Source organism: Streptomyces albireticuli (genome assembly GCF_002192455.1).
Taxonomy (GTDB): Bacteria; Actinomycetota; Actinomycetes; order Streptomycetales; family Streptomycetaceae; genus Streptomyces; species Streptomyces albireticuli_B.
The window spans coordinates 793,024-819,710 of the sequence record NZ_CP021744.1; the positions used below are offsets into that span (position 1 = coordinate 793,024).

The following is a 26,687-nucleotide window of genomic DNA, read 5'->3' on the forward strand; positions in this document are numbered from 1 at the left end:
GTACTACGATGGGTATCGTACGAACCGTGGTCGACGCCCAACGGCGGACACCGCGCCCGTTGCCCCACCCGTGTAGCGCATTTGGAGTCTGTTGTGAGCGTGAGCGCACTCTTCGAGCCTTACTCCCTTCGGTCGCTGACCTTCCCCAACCGCGTCTGGATGGCACCCATGTGCCAGTACTCCGCGGACGCGTTCGGACCGAACGCGGGCGTGGCACAGGACTGGCACTTCGCCCACTATGCCGCCCGCGCCACCGGCGGCACCGGACTGGTCCTGCTGGAGGCGACTGCCGTCAGCCCCGAGGGCCGGATCAGCCCCGGAGACCTGGGCATCTGGAACGACACCCAGGCCGACGCGCTGCGCCGGATCACCGCCTTCCTCAAGGAGCGGGGCACGGTCCCCGGCATCCAGATAGCGCACGCCGGCCGCAAGGCGTCGACCAAGCGCCCCTGGCACGGCAGCGGATACGCCGACGCCGACGAGGCCTGGCAGACCGTCGCCCCCAGCGCGGTCGCCTTCGACGACCGCCACCCCGCGCCCGTCGAGCTGACGGTGGAGCAGATCCAGGAGGTCGTGGGCCAGTTCGCGGCCGCCGCCCGGCGCGCCCTGGCCGCCGGCTTCGAGGTCGTCGAGGTGCACGGCGCGCACGGCTACCTCATCCACGAGTTCCTCTCCCCGCACAGCAACCACCGCACCGACGCCTACGGCGGCTCCTTCGAGAACCGCATCCGGTTCGCCCTGGAGGTCGTCGACGCGGTGCGCACGGTGTGGCCGGAGGACCTGCCGGTCTTCTTCCGTGTCTCGGCCACCGACTGGCTCTCGGAGAACGCCGACGACGGGCGCGAGGGCTGGACCGCGGACCAGACCGTGGCCCTCGCCCGTGAACTGCGGGCCCACGGCGTGGACCTGCTCGACGTCTCCACCGGCGGCCTCGTGCCCGACGCGGTCATCCCGGTCGGCCCCGGCTACCAGGTGCCGTTCGCGAGCCGGGTGCAGGACGAGGCCGGGCTGCCGGCCGCCGTGGCGGGCCTGATCACCGAGCCCGAGCAGGCCGAGAAGATCGTCGCCGCGGGCGAGGCCGACGCCGTCCTGCTCGGCCGCGAGCTGCTGCGCGACCCGCACTGGGCGCACCGCGCCGCCGACGCGCTGGGCGCCGCCAAGCGCGTGCCGGCCCAGTACGGCCGGGCCCTCTGACCCGCCCGTACACGCTTCCGGAGACCACCGCCCGGCGGTCTCCGGAGGTATCCGGCCGCCCTCGAAGCGGCAAGGTGATCACTCGTCCGGGGGATGCCGCGGAGGCAGGTGGCCGAGGCACGGCGGGGTTCGCACGGACGGCGGCGGGAAGGCGCGTTCGTACGGGAACGGACTGAGCCAGTAGAGTGACGCCCCGTGGCTGCACGACCGTTGAATGAGATCGTCGAACCGGGCTGGGCCAAGGCATTGGAGCCGGTGGCCGGGCGGATCGCCGCGATGGGCGACTTCCTGCGCGCCGAGATCGCCGCGGGCCGTACGTACCTGCCCTCGGGCGCGAATGTGCTGCGGGCCTTCCAGCAGCCCTTCGACGAAGTGAGGGTTCTGATCGTCGGTCAGGACCCGTACCCGACACCGGGTCACGCCGTGGGGCTGAGCTTCTCCGTCGCGCCCGAGGTGCGGCCGCTGCCCGGCAGCCTGGAGAACATATACCGCGAGATGCACACGGACCTGGGACTGCCGCGACCGTCGAACGGGGACCTGACCCCGTGGACGCGCCAGGGCGTGCTGCTCCTCAACCGCGCGCTGACCACGGCCCCGCGCAAGCCCGCCGCGCACCGCGGCAAGGGCTGGGAAGAGGTCACCGAGCAGGCGATCCGGGCGCTGGTCGCCCGGGGCGGCCCGATGGTGGCGATCCTGTGGGGCCGCGACGCCCGCAATCTGCGCCCGCTGCTCGGGCAGGTGCCGTCCGTGGAGTCCGCCCACCCCTCGCCCATGTCCGCCGACCGCGGCTTCTTCGGCTCCCGGCCCTTCAGCCGGGCCAACGAGCTGCTGACCCGGCAGGGGGCGGCCCCGGTGGACTGGCGGCTTCCGTGACCCGGCGCCCGGCGCCGTCCCGGGCCCCGCGGAGACGACCGCTCCGATGACTCCGACGACACGGCCGTCCGGTCATGTCCTGGGTGTCGACTCCGGCGGCTCGGGCGTCCGTGTCGCCCTGGCCCCCGCCGACGGCGGGGGCTCTTCGCTGCGCTGGTCCTCCTCCGTGCCCGTCGCCGTCGGCCCGGGCGGCATCGACGCCCGCGGCCTCCTGGAGCAGGTGCTGACCGCTGCCCGCGAGCTCCTCGGGCGCGCGGGCGGCGGGTGCTGCGAGGCCGTCTGTGTGGGCGCGGCCGGCATGGCCGGGATGGGGGACGGACTCCGCGCCGTCCTGCCGTCCGCCTTGCGCGAGGCGCTCGGCACCCGGCGGCTCGCCCTGGCCTCGGACGCGGTGACCGCGTACGTGGGGGCCCTGGGGCAGCGCCCCGGGGTCGTCGTGGCGGCCGGCACGGGCATGGTGGCCCTGGGGACGGACCTGACCCCCGAAGGCGGCTGGCGGCGCGCGGACGGCTGGGGGCACCTGCTCGGGGACTGCGGCGGCGGCGCCTGGATCGGGCGCGCCGGGCTGGAAGCGGCCATGCGGGCGCACGACGGGCGGGCCGGCGGTTCGAAGGCGTTGCTCGACCGGCTGCGCGCGGTGTTCGGTCCGGCGGAAGGGCTGCCGGGGCTGCTGTACCCGCGGGCGGACCGTCCGGCCGTGCTCGCCTCGTTCGCCCCGGAGGTCGCCGCGTGCGCGGCGGCCGACCCGGTCGCCGCCGCCATCCTCCGCGAGGCCGCCTGGCACATCGCCGGCGCGGCGGCCGCGGCCTGCCCGCCGGCCACCGCTACCGCGGACCGGCCCCCCAATATGTCCGGCATCTCCGATATCTCCCTCACATCCGGCCGGACGTTTTCCGGCCGGAAATCCGCGGATCCGGATGCGGGGACGCCCCCGGGCGAGGCGACGGAGGGGGCCGGTGCGACGTGTGAAGTGGCACTCGTCGGCGGATTGTTCCGGATGGGCGATCCCTTGCTCGCACCCGTGCGCGAAGAGTTGCAAAAGCAACTACCTCACGCGCGGCCGGTCGACGCCGTGGGCGAACCGCTGGACGGCGCATTACGCGTGGCGGGAGCGTTGGTGACGGACAGTCTCCTGGTGCCGGCCGACCCCGCGATGCTCCGTATCATTTGCTGAACACTCATTCATTCGTCGTATGCGCAGGCGAATAAATCCGGACAGACAAGACCGGGACGGACCCACCCGAACAGTCCGGTGCGATGAACGACTAACATGCGGCGCCATGAGCTCCCCCACAGGGCCCGCGCCTGGCCTGCCCGTACGAATGCCGCGACCCCGTCAGCCCGGACGGCATCGGCGACCGGAGCCAGCGGCCGCGCCGGTGGGTGCGCCTCCGCTGGTCCTCGCCGTGCCGGGCACACCCGAGCCCGCCACCCGCGGCCTCGCCGAGGAGATCCTGAGCATCGCCCGCTCCGAGCTCCCCGGCATCGACGCGCGGATCGGCTACGTCGACGCCGAGGGCGACAGCGGCGGCTACCCGTCGCTGGAGTCCGTCCTCGCGCACGCGGCCGCCCAGCGCGCCGCTCGCGCGCGCGAAGCCGAGGCCTCGGGCAGCGCGGAGGACGCCGCCGACTCCTGGGACCGCTGGCCCACCGCCATCACCGTGCCGCTGCTCGCCGGACCCGACAACGCGCTGCTCCGGCGGATACGCCAGTCGGTCATGAACAGCGGCTCCGTCACCGAGCTCACCGACACGCTCGGCCCGCACCCGCTGCTCGCCGAGGCGCTGCACGTGCGCCTCTCGGAGGCCGGGCTGGCCCGCGCCGACCGCGCCCGACTGTTCACAGTTGCAACCGCTGCCGACGGGATCATCCTGGCGACGGTGGGCGGCGAGGAGGCCGTGCAGGCCGCCGGCATCACCGGGATGCTGCTCTCCGCCCGTCTGGCCGTGCCGGTCCTGGCCGCCGCGCTGGACGAGGAGGGCGCCATCGCCCGCGCCGCCGAGCAACTGCGCGGTTCCGGCTCCCGGCAGCTGGCGCTCGCGCCGTGCCTGATCGGCCCCGAGGTGGCCGAGGGTCTCGCCGCCGACGCCGCGCGTGAGATCTCCTGCGCGGCGGCCGAGCCGCTGGGCGCCTACCCGGCGATCGGCAAGCTGGCGCTCGCGAAGTACGCGAGCGTGCTGGGCATCACCCCCCAGCCGGCTCCGCAGGGCGTACCGGGCCGCTGAGCGGCGCGCACGACGCACGAGCTGTACACGCCTGACGGGCCCGATCGGCCGTCCGGTGTCCGGAGAGGGGCTCCCGCCCGGCGGGGGCCCCTCCGGCACGTCCGGGGCCCCCAGGCACGTCCGGGGCCGGATCCGCGCCGACGGCGGACCGGTGCCGCGCTCGCGGGAGCCCTGAGGGTCTCACCCTGGAGTTCAGCTTGAGGGTGTGGCGCGAGGTGGGTCCTGAGCCCGCACGGCCGGGTCCACCCGTCCCGGCGCCCGCACGCCTCAGGCGAAGATCACACAGGACGCGGCGGCCACCGGGAGCGTGCCGCCGGGCCGCGGTATGCCGGTGGCCGGATCGACGGTGAACCACGCGACGTCGCCGGAGCGCTCGTTGGCCGCGTACAGGTGGCGCCCCGAGGGGTGCAGCGTCAGGTCCCGGGGCCAGCGGCCCCCGCAGCCGACCGCCGAGCGGAGTTCGAGGCCGTCGCCCGAGGCGTCGAGAGCGAGGGTGGTGACGCTGTCGTGTCCGCGGTTGGCGACCCACAGGAACCGCCCGTCGGGCGAGATCACGGGCGCCGACGGATAGTTCACGACCCCGGCGTCCGGCGGTACGACGCGCGTCTCACCCAACGGCTCCAAGGCCCCCTTCGCCGCGTCCCAGCGGCACACCGTGACCGTCGACTCCAGTTCGTTGAGCACATAGGCCCGGTCGCCTCGCGGGTGGAAGGCGAGGTGCCGGGGGCCCGTGCCGGGCCGCAGCGCCGTCTCGTGGTGCGGGCGGGGCAGGCCGGACACCGGGTCCAGGGCGTGGATCCACACGGAGTCCGTGCCGAGGTCGACGGCGAGGAGCCAGCGGCCGGAGGGGTCGGGCACGACGGCGTGCGCGTGCGGCGCCTCCTGCCGGTCGGCGACCGGACCGCCGCCCCGGTGCGGCAGGACCGCCGCGGGCGCGCCGAGGCCGCCGCCCGTACGGACCGGCAGGGCGCTCACACTGCCCGAACCGTAGTTGGCGGTGAACACGTGCGTGCCCGCGAAGACGAGGTGGGTGGGGCCGTCGCCCCGCACGGGCACGGGCCTACCGAGCGGCTCGGGCCGGGCGGGGTCGGCGAGGGAGAAGGCCGCCACGGCGCCCTCGTCGGTCTCGCTCACCGCGTAGAGGACGTCCGCGCCGGGCGAGAGCGCGAGGAACGACGGGTTCACGACCGCGTCGGTGGAGTGCACCGGCGTCAGGACACCGGTGTCCGGGTCGGCCTCGGCGACGGTCAGACCGGGGCCGCCCGCCTCCGTGAACGAACCGATGTACGCGAGACTCCCCCGACGCCTCGGCCGTGCGCTGCTGATCACCATGCCGCCCTCCCCTTGGACCACGTGTGTCTCCGACGCTACACGCAGACACCGACAGAGCGAGGTCAGGGACGTGTCAGGGAACGGTCGGTGTCCTGGAACGGGCTCCGGGACCGCCCGGCACACAGGTGCCGGACGGTCCCGGAGAAGGGGACGCGGGGAGCGACGGCGGGGCGCGTCAGGCCTCGGCGAACACCCCGCGCGGGTTGCCGCGCAGCGGCTTGGCGAGCGAGGAGATCGCCTCCTCCAGCTCGCGCAGGTGGGCGAGCGCGCGCTCGGCGCCGGGGTGGTGGTGGGGAACGGCGTCGAGGGCCGCGGCGGCCAGGGGCGCCTGCTCCCCGCCGGGCGCGACCAGACCGTGGAGCGCCGTCTCGACCCGCTGGCAGGCGGCGGTGAGCCGGGCGTCGTGCGAGGCGTCCGGGTCGGCCGCGACCGCCGCCAGGCCACGGGCCTGCCGGGCGCAGTCGTCGAGGTGCGCCATGACCTGCCGGGCGCGCTCCTTGCGGACGCGCAGGGGGCTGAGCGGGTGCAGGAGGGGTGCGAGGGAGACCCGGACCTTGCCGAGGAGCAGTTCGAGCTCGGCGACGTGCGGGGCGGGGTCGGCGGACTCGTCGCCCGCCAGCCGCCGGGCGGTCTCCGCGGTGCAGTGCCGCACGGCCAGCAGGGCGCGCTGTATCCAGGCGTCGGTGGCCGCGTGGGTGGTGACGGGCAGGACGAGGGCGACGGCGAGCGCCGCCCCGGCGGCGCCCACGAGGGTCTGCTCGAAGCGCAGGGTGAGCAGCCCGGGGTGGAGCACGCCGAGGAGCCCGTAGAGGAGACCGGCCATGACGGTCACGAAGAACATCATCCAGCTGTACGAGGGCGCGGCCGTGTAGAAGATCCCGAAGACGCAGACGGCGACGAGGAGGGCGGTGGGCCCGGGCGCCCCGTGCAGCGGCACCGCGACCAGGAGGCCGACGGCGATGCCGGCCAGGGTGCCGACGACGCGGCGGAAGCCGCGCACGAGGGTCTCGCCGCGCGAGGCGGTGTTGACGAAGATCCACCAGGCGGTGCCGACGGCCCAGTACCAGCGCTCGTCGGAGACGAGCTGGCCGACGCCGAGGGCGATGGCGCACGCGAAGGTGTTCTGGAAGGCCTGCCGGGTCGTGGGACGGGCGAGGCCGCGGGCGGCCAGCGGGGCGGGGCCGGCGGGCGGCGGGGTGCGGCGCTCGAAACACCAGACGCCGAAGCGGACGAGCCCGCACGCCGCGAGGGACAGCAGCACGGCCAGGTACAGCTGGGGCAGCTGCGCGGGGACGGCGTGCAGGAACTGCGTGGCGAAGAACATCATGAAGCCGAAGATCCCGAGCGCCTGTCCGCGCGGGCCCCAGCGGCGGGCGTAGACCCCGCAGAAGACGACCGCGAGGAAGGCCGCGTCGCGCAGCAGCGGCAGGCCGTGCAGGGAAGCGGCCAGCGCGAGCACGGGGAAGCCGACGACGGGCAGCAGCGCGGTGGTGACCACCTGGCGCCGCGCGGTCGGGTCGCCGACGGTGAACATGGCGAGCAGCGCCGCCAGGCCGCCCGCGATGGTGGCGGGCAGCGGCAGGCCGGACAGCTCCACGACGGTGACCGCGAAGCCCACGCCCAGGACGGCGCGGGCCGCGGTGCGCAGCCTGACCCGGCCCGGGTCCGGTGCCACGAACATTCTCTTCAGAGCTGCCGCCCTTCTACGTTCCGGCATGAAAAAGGCGCCGCGGGATCATCCGCAGCGCCATCGACTGCTCCATCACAACATCTCATCGGCTGTTGGCTCAAGAGAGGCGAATTCCACTGGACCAATGGCACACTCCTGAGGCCATGGTTCCGGCCGGAGGAGGACCAATGGCGCCCTCGCCCGGCCGCCGGTCCGCATGGCGTGGTCCCGTCACGCCTCCGAAAGGCCGTCGAGAGGCTCTCCGGGCCGAGGGGATGAGCCATTGGTACATTGACCGGCCGGGAATCCCGACCATGAGGAGGCCGTCGGCGCATGGCTGTGGACGCTTTGGACTCGAAGATCCTCCGTTTGCTGCTGGAGCAGCCACGCACCAGCGTGCGCGAGTACGCGCGGCTGCTGGGCATCGCGCGCGGCACGCTCCAGGCCCGCCTGGACCGGCTGGAGCGGGACGGTGTGATCACGGGGACGGGGCCGCGCCTCTCGCCCGCCGCGCTCGGCCACCCCGTGCTGGCCTTCGTCCACATCGAGGTCACCCAGGGCCATCTCGACCCGGTCGCGACGTCGCTGGCCGAGGTCCCCGAGATCATCGAGGCCTTCTCCATCACCGGGGGCGGCGACATGATGGCGCGCGTCGTCGCGCGGGACGCCGGGCACCTGGAGGACGTGATCCAGCTGCTCGTCCAGCTCCCCGGGGTGGTGCGTACCCGCACGGAGGTCGTACTGCGCGAACGGGTTCCGTATCGGATGGTGCCGCTCGTGGACGCGGTGGGGCGGGCGGCTCAGCGGAATTCGTGACACCGTCCTGGCCGCCGGACGTGATTACGTCCGCATCCTGCGGCGCATGAGCATCTCCCCCATTCAGCGGAAACACGTTCCTTGCATTCCCCGGCAGGCCTCGGTCATTTTCGATCTCGACGGAACACGTGGGCAGTAGGCCGAGGAATGACGAGCCGGTGGACGGGCCCTCACGACGCCCCGTGCCCTCACCCGTACGCCTCCCACGTGCGCCGCTTCGCCGTACCTCTCCAGCGGGGTCCGCCGGCACCCTCGCGTCCGGCGCGTCGGGCTGTTTTCCCCATGCCCCGGAAGGAATTCGACGCGAAGGTGGTCCACGGGTGGGTCGCGGGAGGTGAGCGAGGGGCCTCGGTTTCTCCTGGCGAAAGAGTTGGTGCGATCATCTGCTCGCCCGGCTCGACAAGCGAGAATCGGCACGTGAGAAACAGAGGCATAGATGGAGCGATGTGAGGGAAGACCGGCCCGCCGCTGGGGCGCGGCCCTGATCGCCTCGACCGCGGCGGTCGCCGTCGCACTCCCCGCGACGACCGCGGAGGCCGCCACCGGCCCGGCCGTGGCCGCGAAGGGCGCGTTCCTGCTCGACAGCGGCAAGAACCGCCAGCTGTGGGCCAAGGACGCCGACACCAGACGGCAGATGGCCAGCACCACCAAGATCATGACCGCCACGGTCGTCCTGGACACCCGGGGCGTCGACCTCGACAAGAAGGTCACCGTCAAGCAGTCCTACCGCGACTACGTGGCGCGGAACGGGGCGAGCACCGCCGACCTGCGGACCGGCGACAAGATGACCGTGCGGCAGCTGCTGTACGGCCTGATGCTGCCGTCCGGGTGCGACGCGGCGTACGCGCTCGCCGACACCTTCGGCGCGGGCAAGACCGAGTCGGCGCGCACCACCTCGTTCATCGCCAAGATGAACAAGAAGGCCGCCGACCTGGGCATGAAGAACACCAAGTACGACTCCTTCGACGGCATATCGGCGAAGGGCGCCAACTACACCTCGGCGCGCGATGCGGCCAAGCTCGCCGGCCACGCGCTCTCCAACAGCACGTTCCGCACGGTCGTGAAGACGACGTCCACCCAGCAGAAGGCGGCGAACGTCAACCGCACGTACTACTGGGACAACACGAACAAGCTGCTGGGCTCCTACAAGGGTGCGCTCGGCATCAAGACGGGCACCGGCACCGCGGCCGGACCCTGCCTGGTCTTCGCCGCCCAGCGCGACGGCCGGACCGTCGTGGGCGTCCTCCTCAACGACCCCACGCAGCGCTATCCGGACGCCGTGAAGATGCTGGACTGGGCCTTCAAGACGAAGACCAGGTCCGACGTGAAGCTCCGCCGGCTTCCGGAGTCGGCGCAGCGGGACTGATGCCCGTCGCCGCGGATGCATGCATGTCTGGGTAACTGAATGATGCCCCTATGGGAGTGCTCCCATAGGGGCTTTTTTGCGGGCCTGTCAGTCTTTCGGCATTGCCTGCCGGCCTCGCCGCTCCCTCAGCCGAGGAAGGAAAGGCGGACCTGACGGTCCGGGTTGTCCACGTTCGTATCGACCAGGACGACCGACTGCCATGTCCCCAGGGCCAGTTCGCCCCCGACCACCGGGAGCGTGGCGTGCGGCGGCACCAGGGCGGGGAGGACATGGTCCCGGCCGTGACCAGGGGTGCCGTGGCGATGACGCCACCGGTCGTCGGCCGGGAGGAGGTCGTGGAGGGCGGCCAGGAGATCGTCGTCGCTGCCGGCACCGGTCTCGATCACGGCCAGGCCGGCGGTGGCGTGGGGGGTGAAGACGTTGAGCAGGCCGTCCCGCCCCCGGGCGGTCTCCTGGAGGAATGCGGAGCACGCGTCCGTCAGGTCGTAAACGGTCTCGACGGAGCCCGTCGGGACGTTGATCGTGCGGGTGGTGAAGGTGTCAGCCATTTCTTCACGGTAACCGCAGGGCTGATCCTCAGGGCGTCGGTGCCCCGCTCCGGGCGCGGTCGGGCGCGACGCCGGGGCCGCCGGGCGGGCCGGCCGGGGTGTTCCGGTCGCCGTTCGGGGCGGGGTTCGGGTCGGGAGCCGGGACGGTCGGCGGTGACGAGCGCCGGGGTGCGGGCGGGGAGACCCGGCCGCCGGGGTCGATGCCCCCCGTCGTGCCGTTCGTGGTGCCGTTCGTGCTGCCGCCCACCGTGTCACCTGAGATGCCGGTACTCGGGGACGGGCCGCGGGTGGCGGACGGAGGCGCGGTGGGGGACGGGCTCCGGGTCACGCCCGGGCTCGACGGGACGCCGGGACCTCCGCTGGAGGTACGGCTCGGCTCCGGGCTCGGGCCGCGGGTCGAGGTGGCGGACGGCACGGGGGACGTGGTCCCGCCGCAGTGGGGTGCCGTGCCGCCGTCGGGGCAGGTCTGTGGCTTGTTGCCGCCGGGCGTGATCTTTTTGATCACGGAACCGCCGGTCTCGTCCCAGGTGGTGCCGGTCCGGGGTTCCTCCGCGACGACCGCCGCGATGGGCTTTCCCTCGTGACGCTCGTACGCGTTGGCGCAGAAGAACGGGGTGACGAACACGGCGACGGCGACACCGAACCGGACCAGCCCGGCCTGGGCCCCGTCGAAAAATATCGTGCCGCCGAGCAGTCCCCCGCTCCCGAGCAGGCCGAAGAAGGTACCGAGGTCACCCAGGTGCGAGAGGATCCAGGTCACCACGCTGCCCGCGGCGGCCTCTGCTAACAGTCGGAAGATGAGCCTGACCATTGTCAACTCCCCCGATGCGGTGATGATGCGTTGCTATGAGACGGCGGCGCACGGCGGCCGGTTGCGGCAGCCCGCGAGTGCGCCCGGCGCGTGAGGGCACGCGGCGGCTCCCGCGGGAGCGCGAGCGCTCATGGCCGGCTCCGCTCCGCTCTCGAAGCACGCGCGGAGGCCTCGGAGCCGCATGGAGGCCTCGGAGCCGCACGGAGGCCTCGGGAAGAGATCTTCCACCCGCCTAGTTAGTAGAAGCATGAACAATGCTGTGGTGCGTGAGCGCGAGGTGGACGTCCTGGTGATCGGCGCCGGGCAGGCGGGCCTCTCCAGCGCCTACCACCTGCGCCGGGCGGGGTACGAGCCGGACCGTGACTTCGTCGTCCTGGACCACGCGCCGGCGCCGGGCGGGGCCTGGCAGTTCCGCTGGCCCTCGCTCACCTACGGCAAGGTGCACGGCATGCACGCCCTGCCCGGCATGGAGCTGACCGGGGCCGACGACACCCGGCCCTCCTCCGAAGTGATCAGCGCGTACTTCGCCGAGTACGAGCACGCCTTCGACCTGCGCGTACGCCGCCCCGTGGGAGTGCGTGCCGTGCGCGAGGGCGACGGGGGCCGGCTCCTCGTCGAGACCTCCGAGGGGGTGTGGTCGGCCCGTGCGCTGATCAACGCCACCGGCACCTGGGACCGCCCCTTCTGGCCCCGCTACCCCGGCCAGGAGACCTTCCGCGGCCGCCAGCTGCACACCGCGAACTACCCCGGGCCCTGGGAGTTCGCCGGGCAGCGGGTGATCGTCGTGGGCGGTGGCACCTCCGGTGTGCAGCACCTGATGGAGATCGCCGAAGCCGGAGCGGAGACGACCTGGGTGACACGCCGGCCGCCCGCCTTCCGCGAGGGCCCCTTCGACGAGGACCGGGGACGGAACGCGGTGGCCCTCGTGGAGGAGCGGGTGCGCCAGGGGCTGCCGCCGCAGAGCGTGGTGTCCGTGACCGGGCTGCCGATGACGGCGGCCATGGAGCGGGCCCGCGCCGCGGGCGTGCTCGTCCGCCGGCCGATGTTCGACCGCGTCACCCCGGACGGGGTGGAGTGGGCGGACGGCACCTCGGTGGACGCCGACGTCATCCTCTGGGCCACCGGCTTCCGGGCCGTGATCGACCACTTGGCGCCGCTGAGGCTGCGCGAGCCCGGCGGCGGCATCCGCGTCGAGGGCACGCGCGCGGTCCGCGACCCCCGCGTCCACCTGGTCGGCTACGGACCGTCGGCGAGCACCATCGGGGCCAACAGGGCGGGCCGCGGCGCGGTACGCGAGATCAAGGCACTCCTGGGCGCCTCCACCGGCGCCCTCCTGCCGGCACCGGCCTGACCGCCCTCGCCATGGGCGGCACGGACGGCCCGTCCCACCGGTGACCGGTCACCGGTCCTTCCCAGCGGTCGGCCGCTGCGGCAGTATGAGGCGCGGATGATCACTATCGGCGCCCCGGCTGTCGGGCCGTGAGGAGGAGTCATGCGCGTGGGCCTTTTCGTCACCTGCGTCAACGACTCGCTCTACCCCCGCACGGGCCGGGCCGTGGTGGCCCTGCTGGAACGGCTCGGTGTCCAGGTCGACTTCCCCATGGCGCAGAGCTGCTGCGGTCAGCCGATGTTCAACACCGGCTACCGGCACCAGACCGAGCCGCTCGTGCGCCGGTACGCGGCGGCCTTCCGCGACCACGACCACATCGTCGCCCCGTCCGGGTCGTGCGCCGCCATGGTCCGGGACAACTACCCGAGGATCGGGGCCAGGGCCGAGGCCGAGGGACGGGGCACGGAGCTGTCCGAGGCCGCCGCGAGCGTGGTGCCCAAGACCTACGAACTCACCGAATTCCTCGTCGACGTGCTGGGCGTGACGGACGTCGGCGCGTACTTCCCTCATACGGTCACCTACCACCCCACGTGTCATGGGCTACGGGTACTGGGCCTCGGCGACCGGCCCCGGCGGCTGCTGGAGCGGGTCGAGGGGCTGGAACTGCGGGAGCTGGAGGGGGCGGAGGAGTGCTGCGGCTTCGGCGGCACCTTCGCGGTGAAGAACCCGGCCGTGTCCTCCGCGATGGGCTCCGACAAATCCCGGGCCATCGCCCGGACCGGCGCCGAGGCCGTCTGCACGGTCGACAACTCCTGTCTGATGCACATCGGCGGCGTCCTCGCCCGGGAGGGCTCGCCCGTGCGCCCCGTGCACATCGCCGAGATCCTCGCCGGCACGAAGGACCCGGCCCGATGAGCCGCGACGGAGCGAGGGCCCCGCGGGGCGGGGCGGGCTTCCCGCAGGGCGGGGCCACGTACCTCGGTATGCCCGCCTTCCCCCAGGCCGCCGACGCCGCCACCCGCGACGGCCGGCTGCGCGCCAATCTCCGCCACGCGACGCACACCATCCGCGCCAAGCGCGCCCGGGCGGTCGCCGAACTGGACGACTGGGCACGGCTGCGGGAGGCCGGCGCCGCGATCAAGGACCGCACCCTGCGCCATCTCGACCACCACCTCGTCCGGCTGGAGGAAGCCGTGACACGGGCCGGGGGCACCGTCCACTGGGCCGCCGACGCCGCCGAGGCGAACCGCATCGTCACCGATCTCGTACGGGCCACCGGCGAGCACGAGGTGGTCAAGGTCAAGTCCATGGCCACGCAGGAGATCGGGCTCAATGAGGCCCTCGCGGAGGCCGGTATCCGGGCGTACGAGACCGACCTGGCCGAACTGATCGTGCAACTGGGCGACGACCTCCCCTCGCACATCCTCGTCCCCGCCATCCACCGCAACCGCGGCGAGATCCGCGACATCTTCCGGGACCGGATGGCGAGCTGGGGGCGCCCGGCCCCCGAAGGGCTGACCGACCGGCCCGCCGAACTGGCCGAAGCCGCGAGGCAGCACCTGCGGGAGAAGTTCCTCCGTGCCAAGGTCGGGGTGTCCGGCGCCAACTTCATGGTCGCCGAGACGGGCACCCTCGTCGTGGTCGAGTCCGAGGGCAACGGCCGTATGTGCCTGACACTCCCCGAGACGCTGATCTCCGTCGTCGGTATCGAGAAGACCGTGCCCACCTGGCGGGACCTGGAGGTCTTCCTCCAACTGCTGCCCCGCTCCTCGACGGCCGAGCGGATGAACCCGTACACGTCGATGTGGACGGGCACCGCCGACGGCGACGGGCCCCGCGTCTTCCATCTGGTGCTGCTCGACAACGGGCGCACCGACACCCTCGCCGACGAGGTCGGCCGCCAGGCGCTGCGCTGCATCCGCTGCTCGGCCTGTCTCAACGTCTGCCCCGTGTACGAGCGGGCCGGGGGCCACGCGTACGGCTCGCCGTACCCCGGGCCGATCGGGGCGATCCTCACTCCCCAGCTGCGCGGTCTCTCCTCCCCGCTGGAGGAGTCCCTTCCGTACGCCTCCTCGCTGTGCGGCGCCTGCTTCGAGGTCTGTCCCGTCGCCATCGACATCCCGGAGGTGCTCGTCCACCTGCGGGAGCGGGTGGCGGAAGGCGGTGAGGTGACGGTCCGCGGGACACGCACGGTCATCAGGCCCGCGAAGGGGCACGCCACCGAACGGGCCGCGATGCGGGCCGCCCGCTGGGCCTTCGACCACCCGGGCGCGCTCCGCCGCGGCCAGCGGATCCTCGCCCGGACCCGCCGGCTCCAGCCGCGGCGGCTCCCGGGGCCGGGCCGCGCCTGGACGGACACCCGCGAGCTGCCCGCCGTCCCCGCGGAGTCGTTCCGCGACTGGTGGGCCCGCACCCGTGGCGGCACCGCGTGAACAGCGACGGCGTGAACGGCGGCGGCACGAGCAGGGAGCGGGTCCTGGGACGGGTGCGCCGTGCCCTGGCCGACGTGCCACGGGACGAGCGCCCGGAGGACCACCCGGTGACGCGCGACTATCTGCGGGTCCATGGCGAGCGGACCCCCGCGGAGTCCCTCGACCTCCTCGCCGAGAACCTCGCGGACTACCGTGCCCACGTCCACCGTGTGGACGCCCCCGGCCTGCCCGCCCTCCTCGCCCGGCTGCTCGCGGAGCGCGGCGCCCGCCGCGTGGTCGTACCCGCCGGGCTGCCCCGCGCATGGCTCCAGGACGCCCCGGTGGACATGCTGTCGGACACCCCCGCGCTGACGCCGAGCGAGCTGGACCGGGTGGACAGCGTCGTCACCGGCTGCGCCCTGGCGATCGCCGAGACCGGCACGCTGGTGCTCGACGCGGGCCCGGGGCAGGGACGCCGCGCCCTCACCCTCGTGCCGGACCACCACCTGTGTGTGGTGCGGGCGGCGGACCAGGTGGTGGATTCGGTGCCGCAGGCCCTGGAACGCCTGGCGCCGGCGGCGGCCCGGCCGCTCACGTGGGTCTCGGGCCCCTCGGCGACCAGCGACATCGAGCTCGACCGGGTCGAGGGCGTCCATGGGCCGCGCACCCTGGAAGTGATCCTCGTGACGGGTGATCCACGGTCCGGCTGAGGCACGCCGGTCGCTGGGCTTGTGGCGGGGAAGGGTTCTGTTCGATCCTGGCGTCTCCTGTTCCTTCGCGTATCGCTCATCCGGAGCCGACGTATGCGCGCACGACGACCGGACCCCCGCTCCTCCCTCGTGACAGACGCCTCCCCGGAACACTTCCAGGAGAACCGGGAACCCGCCCGCGCCCCGCTCGTCCCCCTCGCGGACGCCCGGGCCGCGCTCACCGCCGGGCCCGCGGACTCGCCGTACCGCCTCTCGCTCGACGGCCCCTGGCGGTTCGCCTGGTCCCGGAATCCCGCCGAGCGCCCCGTCGACTTCCACGCCCCCGGCTTCGACGACACCGGCTGGGCACACCTCACCGTGCCAGGCAACTGGGAGACACAGGGCTACCCGGAACCCGTCTACCTCAACGTCGCCTATCCCTGGACCGGCTACGAGCAGCCCACTCCCCCTCACGCTCCCACCGCCTTCAACCCGGTCGGCTCCTACCGCCGCACCTTCACCGTCCCCCGAGCCTGGGCCGGCCGGCGGACCCTGATCTCCTTCCAGGGAGTGAAGTCCGCCTTCTTCGTGTGGGTGAACGGCGAGCGGGTCGGCTACAGCGAGGACAGTTACGCCCCCGCGGAGTTCGACATCACCCCCTGCCTCCGCTCCGGCGAGGAAGCCTCGGCCAATACCCTGGCCGTCGAGGTCTACCGCTGGTGCAAGGGGAGCTGGCTGGAGGACCAGGACCTGATCGACCTGTCCGGGATCTTCCGCGAGGTGTTCCTCTACTCCGTCCCGCGTGTGCGCGTGCACGACCTGTTCGTACGGACCGAGCTGGACGAGGCCTTCCGTGACGCCGACCTGCGGGTGACCGTGACCCTGCGCGCCGACACGGGTCCCGCACCGGACTCCGGGCACCGGGTACGGGCCGCGCTCCACGACGCACGTGGTGAGCACGTCCTCTCCGCCACCGGCACCGCCCGCTTCGACGGCTCCGGGGACGCGACCGTCGAGCTCATGGAGCACGTCACCGCACCCGCTCTGTGGTCGGCCGAGGAACCCCACCTCTACACCCTGGTCGTCGAACTGCTCGACCCGGACGGCGAACCCCTCGACGTCCAGCGGACGCGTGTCGGCTTCCGCACGCTCTCCTACGGGCACGGCGAGCTCGCCCTCAACGGCAAGCCGCTCGTCCTCCGGGGCGTCAACCGGCATGAATGCGACCCCGACCACGGGCAGGCGGTCCCCGAGCGGCGGATGGTCGAGGACATCCTCATCATGAAGCGGCACAACATCAACGCCGTCCGCACCTCGCACTACCCCAACCATCCGCGCTGGCTTGAGCTGTGCGACGAGTACGGCCTCTACGTGGTCGACGAGGCAGACCTGGAGACGCACGCCCTCCGCGACACCCTGCCGGCGAGCCGGCCCGAGTGGACCGCCGCCTGCCTGGACCGGCTCCGCAGCCTGGTGGAGCGGGACAAGAACCACCCCAGCGTCGTGCTCTGGTCGCTGGGCAACGAGGCGGGCCGGGGCCGCACCTTCGAAGTCATGGCCGACTGGGTGCACGGCCGGGACCCCTCCAGGCCCGTGCACTACGAGGGCATGAACGAGGTGGCCGACGTCGAGTCGCGGATGTACGCCACACCGGCGGAGGTCGAGGCCTACGCCACCTCGGGCGGCACCAAGCCGTTCGTCCTGTGCGAGTACGCGCATTCCATGGGCAACAGCACCGGCAACCTCCAGGAGTACTGGGACGTCATCGACGCCCATCCGCGTCTCCACGGCGGGTTCATCTGGGACTTCGCCGATCAGGCGATCCGCCTGCCGGTGCCCGGCGACCCCGGGCGCGGCTTCCTCTCCTACGGCGGCGACTGGAGCCCCGGCGCCCACTCCGACGGCAACTTCTGCTGCAACGGGCTCGTCGACGCCGACCGGCGCCCCCGTCCCGCTCTGCGCGAGGTGAAGAAGGTCTACCAACCCGTGCGCGTCGACGCCGGGGACCTCGCCGAGAGGACCGTCCGGATCACCAACAAGCAGCTCTTCACCGGCCTTCAGGCGTACGAACTGAGGTGGGAGGTCACCCGCGACGGCGAAACCGTCCAGCATGGCGCCCTTGCCGCGCCGCCGGTCGAGGCGGGCGGGACCACGACGGTGGAACTCCCGCTGGAGGCGCCGGAGAAGCCTGAACCCGGCGCGGAGTACTGGCTGAACGTGTCGTTCGCCCTCCGGGACGCCACGCCTTGGGCGGAGGCGGGACATGTCGTCGCCCACGAGCAGCTCGCGCTGCCCTGGCACGCCCCGGCGGCGGCCCCTGCCCGCGGTACGACGCCGGCGCGGACGCTCGACATCGCGCAGACCCCCCGCTCCGTCACGGTGACCGGCCCTGAACTCCTTCTGGTCCTCGACCGCGCGACCGGGGTCCTGACCACCTACCGTCACCAGGGAAACGAACTGCTGACGGGCGGCCCGGTGCCCAACTTCTGGCGCGCGCCGACCGACAACGACATCGGCCGTGGCGCCCACGTCACCCTGCGCACCTGGCGGGACGCCGGGGCACACCGCACGGTCACCGGCGTGGAGGTCACCCGGCTCACGCCTTCCGAGGTCGCCCTCGCCGTCACCGCCACGCTGCCCACCGCCCCGGCCGTCTCGCTCTGGAAGACCCTCCTCACCGTGCGCGGTGACGGCGAGATCCTCGTCCGGCACACACTCACCCCCGGTGACGGACTCCCGGAACTCCCCCTGATCGGCGCCCTGCTGACCGTGCCGCCCGCCTTCCGGACTCTCACCTGGTACGGCCGGGGGCCGCACGAGAACTACCGGGACCGGCGCACCGGAGCGTTCATGGGCCTCCACCGCGCGTCGCTGGACACACCCCGCATGCCGTACGCGCGCCCGCAACAGGCCGGCGACGTCACGGACGTCCGTCATGCTTCCCTCACCGCCCCGGACGGCATCGGGCTGACCGTGCTGGCCGAGCCGGGCGGGGACGCGGATCCGCTGGAGATCAGCGCGTCGCGCTGGACGCCCTTCGACCTCGAAGGGCTCAGGCATCCCCATGCGGTGGTGGCGCGCGAGGAGACCGTAATGGCGGTCAACCACCGGCAGATGGGCGTGGGCGGAAACGACTCCTGGGGTGCCCCTCCCCTGGCGAGCTATCTGCTGCCCGCCGACCGTGCGTACAGCTACTCCTACCGCCTGCGGCCCGCGCGCTGACGGCCGGTGGCGGGTTCCCCCGACGGTGGATCTCCCCCTGATCTCCATGAACGCGAGCGTAGACGGGAGGGCGTCCAGCGGTACTCGACTGTCCACAGTCTCGGTCATACGATCACACCAATGGGAGGAGTCGAGTTGGAACCGCCACTGCGTGACATCACCGTCGTCGCCCTCGAACAGGCCGTCGCCGCGCCCTTCGCCACCCGTCAACTGGCGGACCTCGGCGCACGAGTGATCAAGATCGAGCGGCCCGGACAAGGGGACTTCGCCCGGGATTACGACCGCAGGGTGAAGGGGATCTCCGCCTATTTCGTCTGGGTCAACCGAGGAAAGGAGAGCGTGGCCCTCGATCTCAAGGCCGACGAGGACCGCGCGCTGCTCGACCGGATCCTCGCCCGTGCCGACGTCTTCGTCCAGAACCTCGGCCCCGGCGCGGCCGACCGCCTCGGGCTCGGCGGCCAGGCGCTGCGTACCCGCCATCCACGCCTGATCACCTGCGACATCACCGGCTACGGCGCGACCGGCCCGTACCACGACAAGAAGGCCTACGACCTGCTGGTGCAGTGCGAGACCGGACTGCTGTCGATCACCGGAAGCCCCGACTCCCCCGCCCGGCCCGGCATCTCCGTCGCCGACATCGCCGGCGGCATGTACACCTACTCCGGCATCCTCACCGCGCTGTACGAGCGTGAGCGCACCGGGGAGGGCACCTCGCTGTCCGTCTCGCTGCTCGACGCGCTCGCGGAGTGGATGGGACAGCCGTACTTCGCGCAGGCCTACGGCGGCGCTCCGCTCACCCGCAGCGGCGCCCGGCACCCGACCATCTCGCCGTACGGGCACTACGGCTGCGGCGACGGCGCCCGCGTCTTCCTGAGCGTGCAGAACGACCGGGAATGGGTGGCCCTGTGCGAGCGGGTGCTGCGCGAGCCCGCGCTGGTACGCGACGCCCGCTTCGCGGACAACCCGTCGCGGCGCGCTCATGACGACGAACTGACCGCTGTCATGGAGAAGCACTTCGCCCAGCACACGGCGGGCGGAGTCGCCGCCCTGCTGGACGGCGCGGGCATCGCCAACGCGCGGCTGCGGACGGTCGCGGAGTTCGCCGACCATCCGCAGCTGCGCGCCCGGGACCGCTGGCGCGAGTTCGACTCGCCCGTGGGTCCACTGCGGGGGTTGCTGCCACCGGTCTCGGTGGCAGGGCGGGAGGCGGCGATGGGTGCCGTGCCGGAGCTCGGCGCCCATACGGACGCGATCCGGGCGGAGTTCTCGGCGGACCCGGGACACGCCTAGCGGTCGAGGGGGCGCTTGGCCGTCTCCGGGAGGACCGCGTAGACGCAGGCGGAGACCAGGCAGAGCCCGGCGACGTACCAGGGGAACGCCCCGGGGTGGCCGGACTCCTTGAACCAGGTGCCCAGGTAGGGCGCGGTCCCTCCGAACAGCGCGACGGTGAGGGAATAGGGGAAGCCGATTCCGGCCGCCCTGACCCGCGCGGGGAAGATTTCGGCGTTGACGGCGGCGGCGATCGAGGTGTAGCCGGTGAGCAGCACCATCCCCGCGCACTGCACGAGCAGCAGGGAGAGGAACGCGCTGGTGATCGCGTGCAGGAGGGGCACCGCCAGGATCGCGAATCCCAGCGCGAAGCCGATCAGCAGTGGTCGTCGCCCCACCCTGTCGGACAGCAGTCCGCCCAGTGGCTGGAGGACGGCGAAGAACGCCAGGGAGAGGGTACTCGCGATCAGCGCGTCGCCCTTGTCGAAACCGGCGTTCACCTGGGCGTAGGTCGGCAGGTACGTGGTCCAGGTGTAGTAGGCGAGGGTGCCGCCCGCGGTGATGCCGCAGATGAGGAGGGACTCACGGGGGTGGCGGCGCAGCGCTTCGAAGAGGGCGGGGCGCTCCGCGTCCGTCCCGTGCGGCACTTCCCTTGTCTCGTGGGCGCCCTGCCGGATCCAGAAGCCGACCAGGCTGATGAGCGCGCCGACGAGGAACGGCACTCGCCAGCCCCAGTCGCCCATCTGCCCCTCGGTGAGGAGGTGGGCGAGGAGCGCGGCGATGCCGGAGGCGAGCAGTTGCCCGATGGTGGTGGACACGTACTGGAAGCTGGAGAACAGCCCTCGGCGGCCGGGGCCCGCCGACTCCACGAGGAACGTCGTCGAGGCCGCGAACTCTCCTCCGACCGACAGTCCCTGGACCAGGCGTGCGACGACGAGGACCACGGGGGCGAGCACGCCGGCGGAGGCGTAGGTGGGGGTGAGCGCCACCAGCAGGCTGCCGCCTCCCATGAGCAGGATCGTGGCGGTGAGAGCGGCGCGACGACCACGCCGGTCGGCGATCGAGCCCATCAGGAGGCCGCCGACCGGGCGCATGAAGAAGCCGACGGCGAAGACGGCGAAGGTCGAGAGCAGGGGGACGAGGGAGTTTCCGGAGCCCTTGGGGAATACCCGGTCGGCGAAGTAGACGGCGAGGAAGGAATAGGCGTACCAGTCGTACCACTCGGCGGCGTTGCCGACGGACGCCGCCGCGAGCTGTCGTATCGAGGAGCGGGAAGCGGAAGGTGGTGCTCCTTCCGGTGTCACGGTGTGAGCACCGTCCGCGGGCAGGGACTTGGATTGCGTCATGATCCTCTGGTCCCCTCACCACCTCTATCGCACACCCGTCCGAGTCCGGTTCTCGGAGGGTGACACTGCCAGTGGTACGCACGGGGTTCGTACGAAGCACACAGGTCTGGGTGGCCCGTCCGGCCGGCGGCAGTCTCTTCCTCAGCGGTTCATCCCACGCAAGGAAGAGGCGAGATCATGACAGTTCAGGAAACGGCTCCGGCGGCGGCACTTCGCACGGAGGAGCGGCGGACTGCGGAATCCGCGACAACCTGGTCGGTCGGCTGGGCGGCACCGGTCCAGCGGCCGAGCGCCGGGTTCGAGGAGAACTGGTCCGAGGCGGGCTTCGCCCAGCAGTCCGTCCGCCAGGTCGTGCGTGTCGCCGGTGGGGGCACCGGCGCCCGGATACGGCTGTCGAACCGTTTCGGCGAGCAGCCGCTGACGGTGTCCGCCGCGGGCATCGCCCTGGCGGGGGAAGGCGCGGCGCTCCGGCCCGGAACGGCCAGGGAGGTGACCTTCGGCGGCCTGACGTCGGTGACGATCCCCGCCGGGGGCGAGACGGTCAGCGACGCGACGGAGCTCCGCACCGAAGCGTTCGACTCCGTGGCCGTGACGCTCTTCTTCGACGGCCCGACCGGGCCCTCGACCTTCCACGCCCAGGCCTATGCGACCAGCTACCGGGCGGCGGGCGACCGGACGGCCGATGCCGAGGGCGGGAGCTTCGACGCGCGCACCCACTCCTGGTACTACCTCTCCGACGTCGAGCTGTCGGGCGGGGAGCCGCTGAAGGGCACCGTGGTGGCCTTCGGTGACTCGATCACGGACGGCTTCGGCTCCACCGTGGACGCCGACCGCCGCTATCCGGACGTGCTCGCCGAGCGGCTCGCCGCGACCGGGGACCGGTGGGCGGTGCTCAACGCGGGCATCGGCGGCAACCTCGTGCTGAGCGACTCGCAGTGGTACGGCGACCGGGCCGTGAGCCGGTTCGAGCGCGATGTGCTCGACAAGCCCGGCGTCCGCTCCGTGATCGTCTTCGGCGGTCTCAACGACATCGGCTTCAGCGAGGTCGACCTGGAGACCTACAAGCCCAACCCGGACGTCACGGTGGAGCAATTGATCGCCGGTTACCGCTCGCTGATCCGGAGGGCCCACGACCGTGGCGTCAAGGTCATCGGGGCGACCATCCTTCCTTTCAAGGGATCGGAGTACCACACCCCGCGGGCCGAGGCGAAGCGCGTCGCGCTCAACGAGTGGATCCGCACCTCCGGGGAGTACGACGCGGTGGCCGACTTCGCCGCCGCCCTCGCCTCGGCCGACGACCCCGAGGTGCTGGAGCCCGGCTATGACTGCGGCGATCTCAAGCACCCCAATGACGCGGGTTACCGGATCATGGCCGAAGCCGTCGACCTGGGCTCCCTCTGAGCCCTTGGGGACAGCGTCAGACGTCGGCCGTCAGGCGTGCGTCGCGGCGCACCAGCGCGGCGTAGTGCCCGTCGTCCGCGAGGAGTTCCTGGTGGGTGCCGCGCTCGGCGACACGGCCGCGATCGAGGACGACGATCTGATCGGCGTCCCGGACCGTGGAGAGCCGGTGGGCGATGGTGATGGTCGTCCGCCCCGCGGAGAGCGCGTCGATGGCCTCCTGCACGGCGTGTTCGGTACGGGTGTCCAGTGCGCTGGTCGCCTCGTCCAGGATGAGGACGGGCGGGTCGCGCAGGATCGTACGGGCGATGGCGAGGCGCTGCTTCTCCCCGCCGGAGAAGCGGTAGCCCCGCTCGCCGACCAGGGTGTCGTAGCCCTCGGGAAGGGACGCGATGTGGTCGTGGATCTGCGCCGCCCGGGCGGCGGCGACGAGTTCCTCGTCGGTCGCGTCCGGCTTGGCGAAACGGAGGTTGTCGGCCACCGAGGCGTGGAAGAGGTAGGTCTCCTGCGAGACCACCCCGACGGCGCGGGCGAGCGTGTCGAAGTCGAGGTCGCGGACGTCGACCCCGTCGAGCAGGACCCGGCCGCCGGTGACGTCGTACAGGCGCGGCACCAAATAGCTGAGGGTGCTCTTCCCGGAGCCGGTCGGGCCGACGACGGCCAGGCTGCCGCCGGCCGGGACGGCGAGGTCGATGTCACTGAGCGTCGCGCCCGCCCCGCCGGCTCCCTGGACCGCCGGGTCGTACGAGAACGTGACGTGGTCGAAACGGACGTCGCCGCGCACCTTTTCCAGCCGCACCGGATGGTCCGGCTCGGCGATGTCGACCGGCAGGTCCAGGTATTCGAAGATGCGCTGGAACAGGGCGAGCGAGGTCTGCACCTGCACGCCCGTGGAGAGCAGGCTCACGGCGGGGCGGAAAAGGCCCTGCTGGAGGGAGACGAAGGCGACGAGCGTGCCGAGCGATATGGCCGGCCCGCCGGTGCGCAGGGCGATGCCCGCGGCCCAGTAGATGACGGCGGGCATGGCGGCCATCACGATCCCGATGGTGGACATCCGCCAGCGCCCGGCCATGCTGGAACGCACTTCGAGCCCTACGAGCCGCTCGGATTCCTTGCCGAAGGCCTGCGTCAGGGAGTCCGAGCGCCCCATGGTGCGGCCGAGCAGGATCCCGCTCACCGAAAGGGACTCGGTGACCATCGCGGCCATGGCCGCCATCTGCTTCTGCCGCTGGGAAGTGATCCGCTTGCGCTCGCGGCCGACGCGACGGCTGATCCAGACGAACACCGGCAGCAGGAGCAGGGAGACGGCCGTGAGCCGCCAGTCCAGGGCGAGCATCGCGACGATCGTGGCGACCACGCTGGTGAGGTTGGAGACCAGTGAGGTCGCGGTGGAGGTCACGGTGGCCTGCATGCCGCCGATGTCGTTGGCGATGCGGGACTGCACCTCGCCGGTCCGGGTGCGGGTGAAGAAGGCCAGCGGCATGCGCTGGAGGCGGTCGTAGACCGCGGTGCGCAGGTCGTGCATCACGCGCTGGCCGACCGTGGTGGACACGAGGGTCTGGAGGACGCCGAGGACGCCCGTGACGACGGCCGCGGCGATCATGCCGATCGCCAGCAGGCTCAGCAGACCCGTGCGCCCCTGCGGGATGGCGACGTCGAGGACCTCGCGCAGGAGGAACGGCGAGGCCACCGAGACGAGCGAGGAAGCGGCGACGAGCAGCCCGACGAGGGCGAGTCTGCCGCGGTAGGGATGGAAGAGCCGGAGGATGCGGCGCACCTGCGCGGGCTGCTCCGGGTCGGCGGGCGGGGGTGTCCAGTCGGGTTCGTCGTGACGCATGGGCTCCTAGTTCTCTGATCGCGAAGTGCTCTGGGCGCCGGGTGCGGCGAGAGGGGATTGCGGAGAGGAACGAGCGGAAGGGCGGCGGAAGGGCCGGGGCAACGATGCCGTACCGAGCATAGCTCACTGTTACCTATGCTCACAATGCACTCCGTCCTGTAATCTCTGATCATGACCGCCTCCGACCCGTCCGGACAGCTGGCCGAACAGCTGCTGCGCCTCACGCGCCGGCTCCACCGCGCCCAGAAGCTCTACCTGGACCCGGTCGGCATCACGCCCGCCCAGTCCCGGCTGCTGCGCACGGTGGCGCAGTACGACGAGCCGCCCCGGATGGCCGACCTCGCCCAGCGCCTCGAAGTGGTGCCGCGGGCGGTCACGACGCTGGTGGACGCCCTGGAGGCGAACGGCGCCGTACGCCGGGTGCCGGATCCCACCAACCGCCGCGTGATCCGTATCGAGCTCACCGAGGCGGGCCGCGCCACCCTGCGGGAGCTGCGGGAGGCGCGGCGGGCCGCGGTCGAGGACATACTGGCCCCGCTCTCCGCGGAGCAGCGGGACACCCTTGGCAGCCTGCTCACCGAGCTCATGCGAGGCCCTGGCCACCACTGCTGAGGCGAGGCGGCGCGGACGCACCGGGCGGGCCCGAGGCCGTCCGGCCCCGGGCCCGCCCGGGTCGCGCGCTCAGCAGCGCCGGATGTCCTCCGTCAGCTCCCCCTGGGCGGTGGCGAGGGTCCGGTCGTGGCAGGTGCCGGGCCCGTACAGCCGGTAGCGCTCACGGGAGACACCCGTCGCGTGCCGTTGTTCCCGCGGCACGTTCTGGTTGTACGCGGCGTCCCCGGTGTACGTGTCGTCCAGGCGCGACCAGTCGAGCCTCTTGCCGGCCCGCGCGGTGACGCTGTCCGAGCGGTCGCCCATCGTCATCACGGTACGCAGCCGTTCGCCCGTCGCACCGGTGATCTCACCGTCCATGGTGTACGCGCGGTGGGTACGGGTCACCGTCGCGGGGCCCCGGCCGCCGGTCACGACGGTCTCGTCGTCGTTCCAGCGGGCCTGGAGCGCGTCCGTCGCCTCGCCCTCCGTCCAGCGGTGCGTGGAGGTGTTGGCGACGTTCCGCTCGACGGTCGTGGTGACCCGGCCGTGCGAGGTGTCGAGGTAGCCCGAGACCGTGAGCGAGTGGCGGCCCTCGGCCTTCAACCGGTGCTCGGCGCCCGGTTCGTGCGCCACCGTGCCCGCCGGCTCCCCCGCCCGGTGGGCCGTCAGGGCGCCGGTGACCCGCGACGCTCCGGCGTCCTGCCAGACCAGGACGTTCGTGGGCGTGCTCCACCCGCTCTGCCCTTCGGGGACCCCGGCCACGGAGATCGAGATCCGGTGCGGCTTGCCGTCGTTCAGCTGCCCCGCGAAGGGCGTGAGGTCGTACTCCACCGGCCGCACGTCGAAGGCGCGCGGGCCGGGGATGACGTACCAGAGGAAGGGATTCGACCATCCACCCGTCCATACGGTCGGGAAGGGCGCGGCGATTCCCGCGAGCCGGCCGTCCACCGAGACCCGCACCTCCCGGTAGGGGCCGTCCTTGGCCTTGCAGGAGTACGGCGCGGCGTCCGGCACGGTGAGGTACCAGAACTCCTCGCAGCCGCCGCCCGAGCCGGTCGCGTACACCTCGGCCACGATCCGCTCGCTGTTGCGCGGCGTGGTCAACTGCCCTTCGGAGGCCGTGCCCACCTGCTGCGCCCCGTCCAGGGTGAGGACCTTGTCGGGGGTCCGTGCGGGCTCGACGCGGCCCTCGGCGGCGTAGAACGTCAGCGTCACCTTGACCTTGATGACGCCCGTGTAGGTGCTGTTCACGACGTTGCCGATGAGCATCTCGACGGGCTGCCGGTCACGCAGCGCGGCGGCGTAGCGGGTGACGTCCTTCTCGACGTTCCAGGTGATCCCTTCCGGTGAGGGCTCGGGCGTGGAGGTGCGCAGGACCTCCACACCACCGATCCGCACATAGCCGAGGCGGTCGTACTGCCGCCCTGCGACGGCGCCTTCGAGGCGCAGGACGACCTTGTTCCAGCGGTCGCCGCATGCCTTGGGCGGGAGGTACGTCCCCCGGTAGGGGGTGTAGTCGCGGAACTCGGTGTCGGCGACGGTGACCTTGCACGAGGTGGTGTCCGGCGTGGACACCGGTGGCCCGGCGGTGACCGGGTCGTGCCAGTCGGTGCCGAACTCGGTGGGCGGCGCCGCGGCCGTGGCGGGGCTGATGCCCAGCGTCAGGCCGACGGCCGCGGCGCACAGCGCGAGAAGCAGTCGTCTCATGTGGCAGGAGTGAAGCGCTTCGCACTGCTGTACGCCAGTGCCCCTTTGGCCGT

General features: G+C 72.5%; 21 protein-coding genes. 14 read left to right on the forward strand and 7 right to left on the reverse strand.

All coding sequences use genetic code 11. From position 1 onward, the window contains the following. The first annotated feature begins 99 nt into the window (after positions 1–99). The 4 genes from SMD11_RS03475 (at position 100) to SMD11_RS03490 (ending at position 4,292) form a co-directional block, all read left to right on the forward strand. The gene (locus tag SMD11_RS03475) at positions 100–1,194 is read left to right on the forward strand and encodes an NADH:flavin oxidoreductase/NADH oxidase (RefSeq protein ID WP_087930266.1); all 1,095 of its coding nucleotides are present in this window, start codon (positions 100–102) and stop codon (positions 1,192–1,194) included. A gap of 195 nt (positions 1,195–1,389) precedes the next feature. Further along, positions 1,390–2,067, forward strand: coding sequence for a uracil-DNA glycosylase (locus tag SMD11_RS03480; RefSeq protein ID WP_087925007.1), 678 nt, complete (start codon positions 1,390–1,392; stop codon positions 2,065–2,067). Positions 2,068–2,113: 46 nt separating this feature from the next. Beyond that, positions 2,114–3,241, forward strand: a complete 1,128-nt coding sequence (locus tag SMD11_RS03485) for an N-acetylglucosamine kinase (protein ID WP_087925008.1) — start codon at positions 2,114–2,116, stop codon at positions 3,239–3,241. A gap of 106 nt (positions 3,242–3,347) precedes the next feature. Continuing rightward, entirely contained in the window at positions 3,348–4,292 is a 945-nt protein-coding gene (locus tag SMD11_RS03490) for a sirohydrochlorin chelatase (RefSeq protein WP_087925009.1), read from the forward strand. Positions 4,293–4,559: 267 nt separating this feature from the next. On the opposite strand, the gene SMD11_RS03495 is transcribed toward SMD11_RS03490, so the two are convergent. Together SMD11_RS03495 and SMD11_RS03500 are read right to left on the reverse strand one after the other, a co-directional pair. Next, the gene (locus SMD11_RS03495) at positions 4,560–5,624 is read right to left on the reverse strand and encodes a lactonase family protein (protein WP_087925010.1); all 1,065 of its coding nucleotides are present in this window, start codon (positions 5,622–5,624) and stop codon (positions 4,560–4,562) included. Positions 5,625–5,799: 175 nt separating this feature from the next. Next, positions 5,800–7,305, reverse strand: coding sequence for an FUSC family protein (locus tag SMD11_RS03500; protein ID WP_087925011.1), 1,506 nt, complete (start codon positions 7,303–7,305; stop codon positions 5,800–5,802). A 321-nt stretch (positions 7,306–7,626) separates the two neighbouring features. Here SMD11_RS03500 and SMD11_RS03505 point away from each other — a divergent pair, with 321 nt between their 5' ends. Together SMD11_RS03505 and SMD11_RS03510 are read left to right on the forward strand one after the other, a co-directional pair. Continuing rightward, complete coding sequence (locus SMD11_RS03505; RefSeq protein WP_087925012.1) at positions 7,627–8,109, forward strand: Lrp/AsnC family transcriptional regulator; 483 nt, start codon at positions 7,627–7,629, stop codon at positions 8,107–8,109. 436 nt (positions 8,110–8,545) lie between these two features. Beyond that, entirely contained in the window at positions 8,546–9,475 is a 930-nt protein-coding gene (locus tag SMD11_RS03510; protein ID WP_087925013.1) for a D-alanyl-D-alanine carboxypeptidase family protein, read from the forward strand. Positions 9,476–9,600: 125 nt separating this feature from the next. On the opposite strand, the gene SMD11_RS03515 is transcribed toward SMD11_RS03510, so the two are convergent. Further along, on the reverse strand, positions 9,601–10,023 hold the full coding sequence (locus SMD11_RS03515; RefSeq protein ID WP_087925014.1) for a YjbQ family protein: 423 nt from the start codon (positions 10,021–10,023) through the stop codon (positions 9,601–9,603). Positions 10,024–10,051: 28 nt separating this feature from the next. Beyond that, positions 10,052–10,834: a hypothetical protein gene (locus tag SMD11_RS03520; RefSeq protein WP_087925015.1), complete on the reverse strand. Its 783-nt coding sequence runs from the start codon at positions 10,832–10,834 to the stop codon at positions 10,052–10,054. 247 nt (positions 10,835–11,081) lie between these two features. Here SMD11_RS03520 and SMD11_RS03525 point away from each other — a divergent pair, with 247 nt between their 5' ends. From SMD11_RS03525 to SMD11_RS03550, 6 genes are all read left to right on the forward strand, one after another. Continuing rightward, complete coding sequence (locus tag SMD11_RS03525; protein WP_087925016.1) at positions 11,082–12,185, forward strand: NAD(P)-binding domain-containing protein; 1,104 nt, start codon at positions 11,082–11,084, stop codon at positions 12,183–12,185. Between the two features lie 141 nt (positions 12,186–12,326). After that, the gene (locus SMD11_RS03530) at positions 12,327–13,079 is read left to right on the forward strand and encodes a (Fe-S)-binding protein (protein ID WP_087925017.1); all 753 of its coding nucleotides are present in this window, start codon (positions 12,327–12,329) and stop codon (positions 13,077–13,079) included. Beyond that, positions 13,076–14,596: a lactate utilization protein B gene (locus SMD11_RS03535; RefSeq protein WP_087925018.1), complete on the forward strand. Its 1,521-nt coding sequence runs from the start codon at positions 13,076–13,078 to the stop codon at positions 14,594–14,596. The genes SMD11_RS03530 and SMD11_RS03535 overlap by 4 nt, the downstream gene beginning before the upstream one ends. After that, positions 14,593–15,285 (forward strand): LutC/YkgG family protein, encoded by a 693-nt coding sequence (locus SMD11_RS03540; protein WP_087930267.1) that lies wholly within the window; start codon positions 14,593–14,595, stop codon positions 15,283–15,285. Before SMD11_RS03535 ends, SMD11_RS03540 begins: the two co-directional genes overlap by 4 nt. Positions 15,286–15,378: 93 nt before the next feature. Next, positions 15,379–18,486, forward strand: coding sequence for a glycoside hydrolase family 2 TIM barrel-domain containing protein (locus SMD11_RS03545; RefSeq protein WP_087925019.1), 3,108 nt, complete (start codon positions 15,379–15,381; stop codon positions 18,484–18,486). 120 nt (positions 18,487–18,606) lie between these two features. Beyond that, positions 18,607–19,776 (forward strand): CaiB/BaiF CoA transferase family protein, encoded by a 1,170-nt coding sequence (locus SMD11_RS03550; RefSeq protein WP_087925020.1) that lies wholly within the window; start codon positions 18,607–18,609, stop codon positions 19,774–19,776. Here the strand turns inward: SMD11_RS03550 and SMD11_RS03555 are convergent. Further along, a complete protein-coding gene (locus SMD11_RS03555) occupies positions 19,773–21,101 on the reverse strand; it encodes an MFS transporter (protein WP_087925021.1) in 1,329 nt (442 codons plus the stop codon). The two genes, SMD11_RS03550 and SMD11_RS03555, sit on opposite strands and share 4 nt — an antisense overlap. Positions 21,102–21,278: 177 nt before the next feature. Between SMD11_RS03555 and SMD11_RS03560 the strand changes: the two genes are divergently transcribed. Further along, a complete protein-coding gene (locus SMD11_RS03560) occupies positions 21,279–22,502 on the forward strand; it encodes an SGNH/GDSL hydrolase family protein (protein ID WP_087925022.1) in 1,224 nt (407 codons plus the stop codon). A 16-nt stretch (positions 22,503–22,518) separates the two neighbouring features. On the opposite strand, the gene SMD11_RS03565 is transcribed toward SMD11_RS03560, so the two are convergent. Continuing rightward, positions 22,519–24,336, reverse strand: a complete 1,818-nt coding sequence (locus tag SMD11_RS03565; RefSeq protein ID WP_087925023.1) for an ABC transporter ATP-binding protein — start codon at positions 24,334–24,336, stop codon at positions 22,519–22,521. 171 nt (positions 24,337–24,507) lie between these two features. On the opposite strand from SMD11_RS03565, the gene SMD11_RS03570 reads away from it, so the two are divergent. Continuing rightward, positions 24,508–24,948 carry a MarR family winged helix-turn-helix transcriptional regulator gene (locus tag SMD11_RS03570; RefSeq protein WP_087925024.1) on the forward strand — a complete coding sequence of 147 codons (441 nt, stop codon included), beginning with the start codon at positions 24,508–24,510 and terminating at the stop codon, positions 24,946–24,948. A 69-nt stretch (positions 24,949–25,017) separates the two neighbouring features. On the opposite strand, the gene SMD11_RS03575 is transcribed toward SMD11_RS03570, so the two are convergent. Continuing rightward, on the reverse strand, positions 25,018–26,634 hold the full coding sequence (locus tag SMD11_RS03575) for a peptide-N4-asparagine amidase (protein ID WP_087925025.1): 1,617 nt from the start codon (positions 26,632–26,634) through the stop codon (positions 25,018–25,020). Positions 26,635–26,687: the final 53 nt, after the last annotated feature.

What these genes read in the sequence shown, in the direction of transcription:
- SMD11_RS03485 (WP_087925008.1), top strand. Translation starts at nt 2,114, where the DNA reads ATGACTCCGACGACACGGCCGTCCGGTCATGTCCTGGGTGTCGACTCC.
- SMD11_RS03575 (WP_087925025.1), bottom strand. Translation starts at nt 26,634, where the DNA reads ATGAGACGACTGCTTCTCGCGCTGTGCGCCGCGGCCGTCGGCCTGACG.
- SMD11_RS03545 (WP_087925019.1), top strand. Translation starts at nt 15,379, where the DNA reads ATGCGCGCACGACGACCGGACCCCCGCTCCTCCCTCGTGACAGACGCC.
- SMD11_RS03555 (WP_087925021.1), bottom strand. Translation starts at nt 21,101, where the DNA reads ATGACGCAATCCAAGTCCCTGCCCGCGGACGGTGCTCACACCGTGACA.
- SMD11_RS03570 (WP_087925024.1), top strand. Translation starts at nt 24,508, where the DNA reads ATGACCGCCTCCGACCCGTCCGGACAGCTGGCCGAACAGCTGCTGCGC.
- SMD11_RS03500 (WP_087925011.1), bottom strand. Translation starts at nt 7,305, where the DNA reads ATGTTCGTGGCACCGGACCCGGGCCGGGTCAGGCTGCGCACCGCGGCC.
- SMD11_RS03565 (WP_087925023.1), bottom strand. Translation starts at nt 24,336, where the DNA reads ATGCGTCACGACGAACCCGACTGGACACCCCCGCCCGCCGACCCGGAG.
- SMD11_RS03525 (WP_087925016.1), top strand. Translation starts at nt 11,082, where the DNA reads ATGAACAATGCTGTGGTGCGTGAGCGCGAGGTGGACGTCCTGGTGATC.
- SMD11_RS03505 (WP_087925012.1), top strand. Translation starts at nt 7,627, where the DNA reads ATGGCTGTGGACGCTTTGGACTCGAAGATCCTCCGTTTGCTGCTGGAG.
- SMD11_RS03515 (WP_087925014.1), bottom strand. Translation starts at nt 10,023, where the DNA reads ATGGCTGACACCTTCACCACCCGCACGATCAACGTCCCGACGGGCTCC.
- SMD11_RS03510 (WP_087925013.1), top strand. Translation starts at nt 8,546, where the DNA reads ATGGAGCGATGTGAGGGAAGACCGGCCCGCCGCTGGGGCGCGGCCCTG.
- SMD11_RS03535 (WP_087925018.1), top strand. Translation starts at nt 13,076, where the DNA reads ATGAGCCGCGACGGAGCGAGGGCCCCGCGGGGCGGGGCGGGCTTCCCG.
- SMD11_RS03520 (WP_087925015.1), bottom strand. Translation starts at nt 10,834, where the DNA reads ATGGTCAGGCTCATCTTCCGACTGTTAGCAGAGGCCGCCGCGGGCAGC.
- SMD11_RS03495 (WP_087925010.1), bottom strand. Translation starts at nt 5,624, where the DNA reads ATGGTGATCAGCAGCGCACGGCCGAGGCGTCGGGGGAGTCTCGCGTAC.
- SMD11_RS03560 (WP_087925022.1), top strand. Translation starts at nt 21,279, where the DNA reads ATGACAGTTCAGGAAACGGCTCCGGCGGCGGCACTTCGCACGGAGGAG.
- SMD11_RS03490 (WP_087925009.1), top strand. Translation starts at nt 3,348, where the DNA reads ATGAGCTCCCCCACAGGGCCCGCGCCTGGCCTGCCCGTACGAATGCCG.
- SMD11_RS03530 (WP_087925017.1), top strand. Translation starts at nt 12,327, where the DNA reads ATGCGCGTGGGCCTTTTCGTCACCTGCGTCAACGACTCGCTCTACCCC.
- SMD11_RS03550 (WP_087925020.1), top strand. Translation starts at nt 18,607, where the DNA reads ATGGGAGGAGTCGAGTTGGAACCGCCACTGCGTGACATCACCGTCGTC.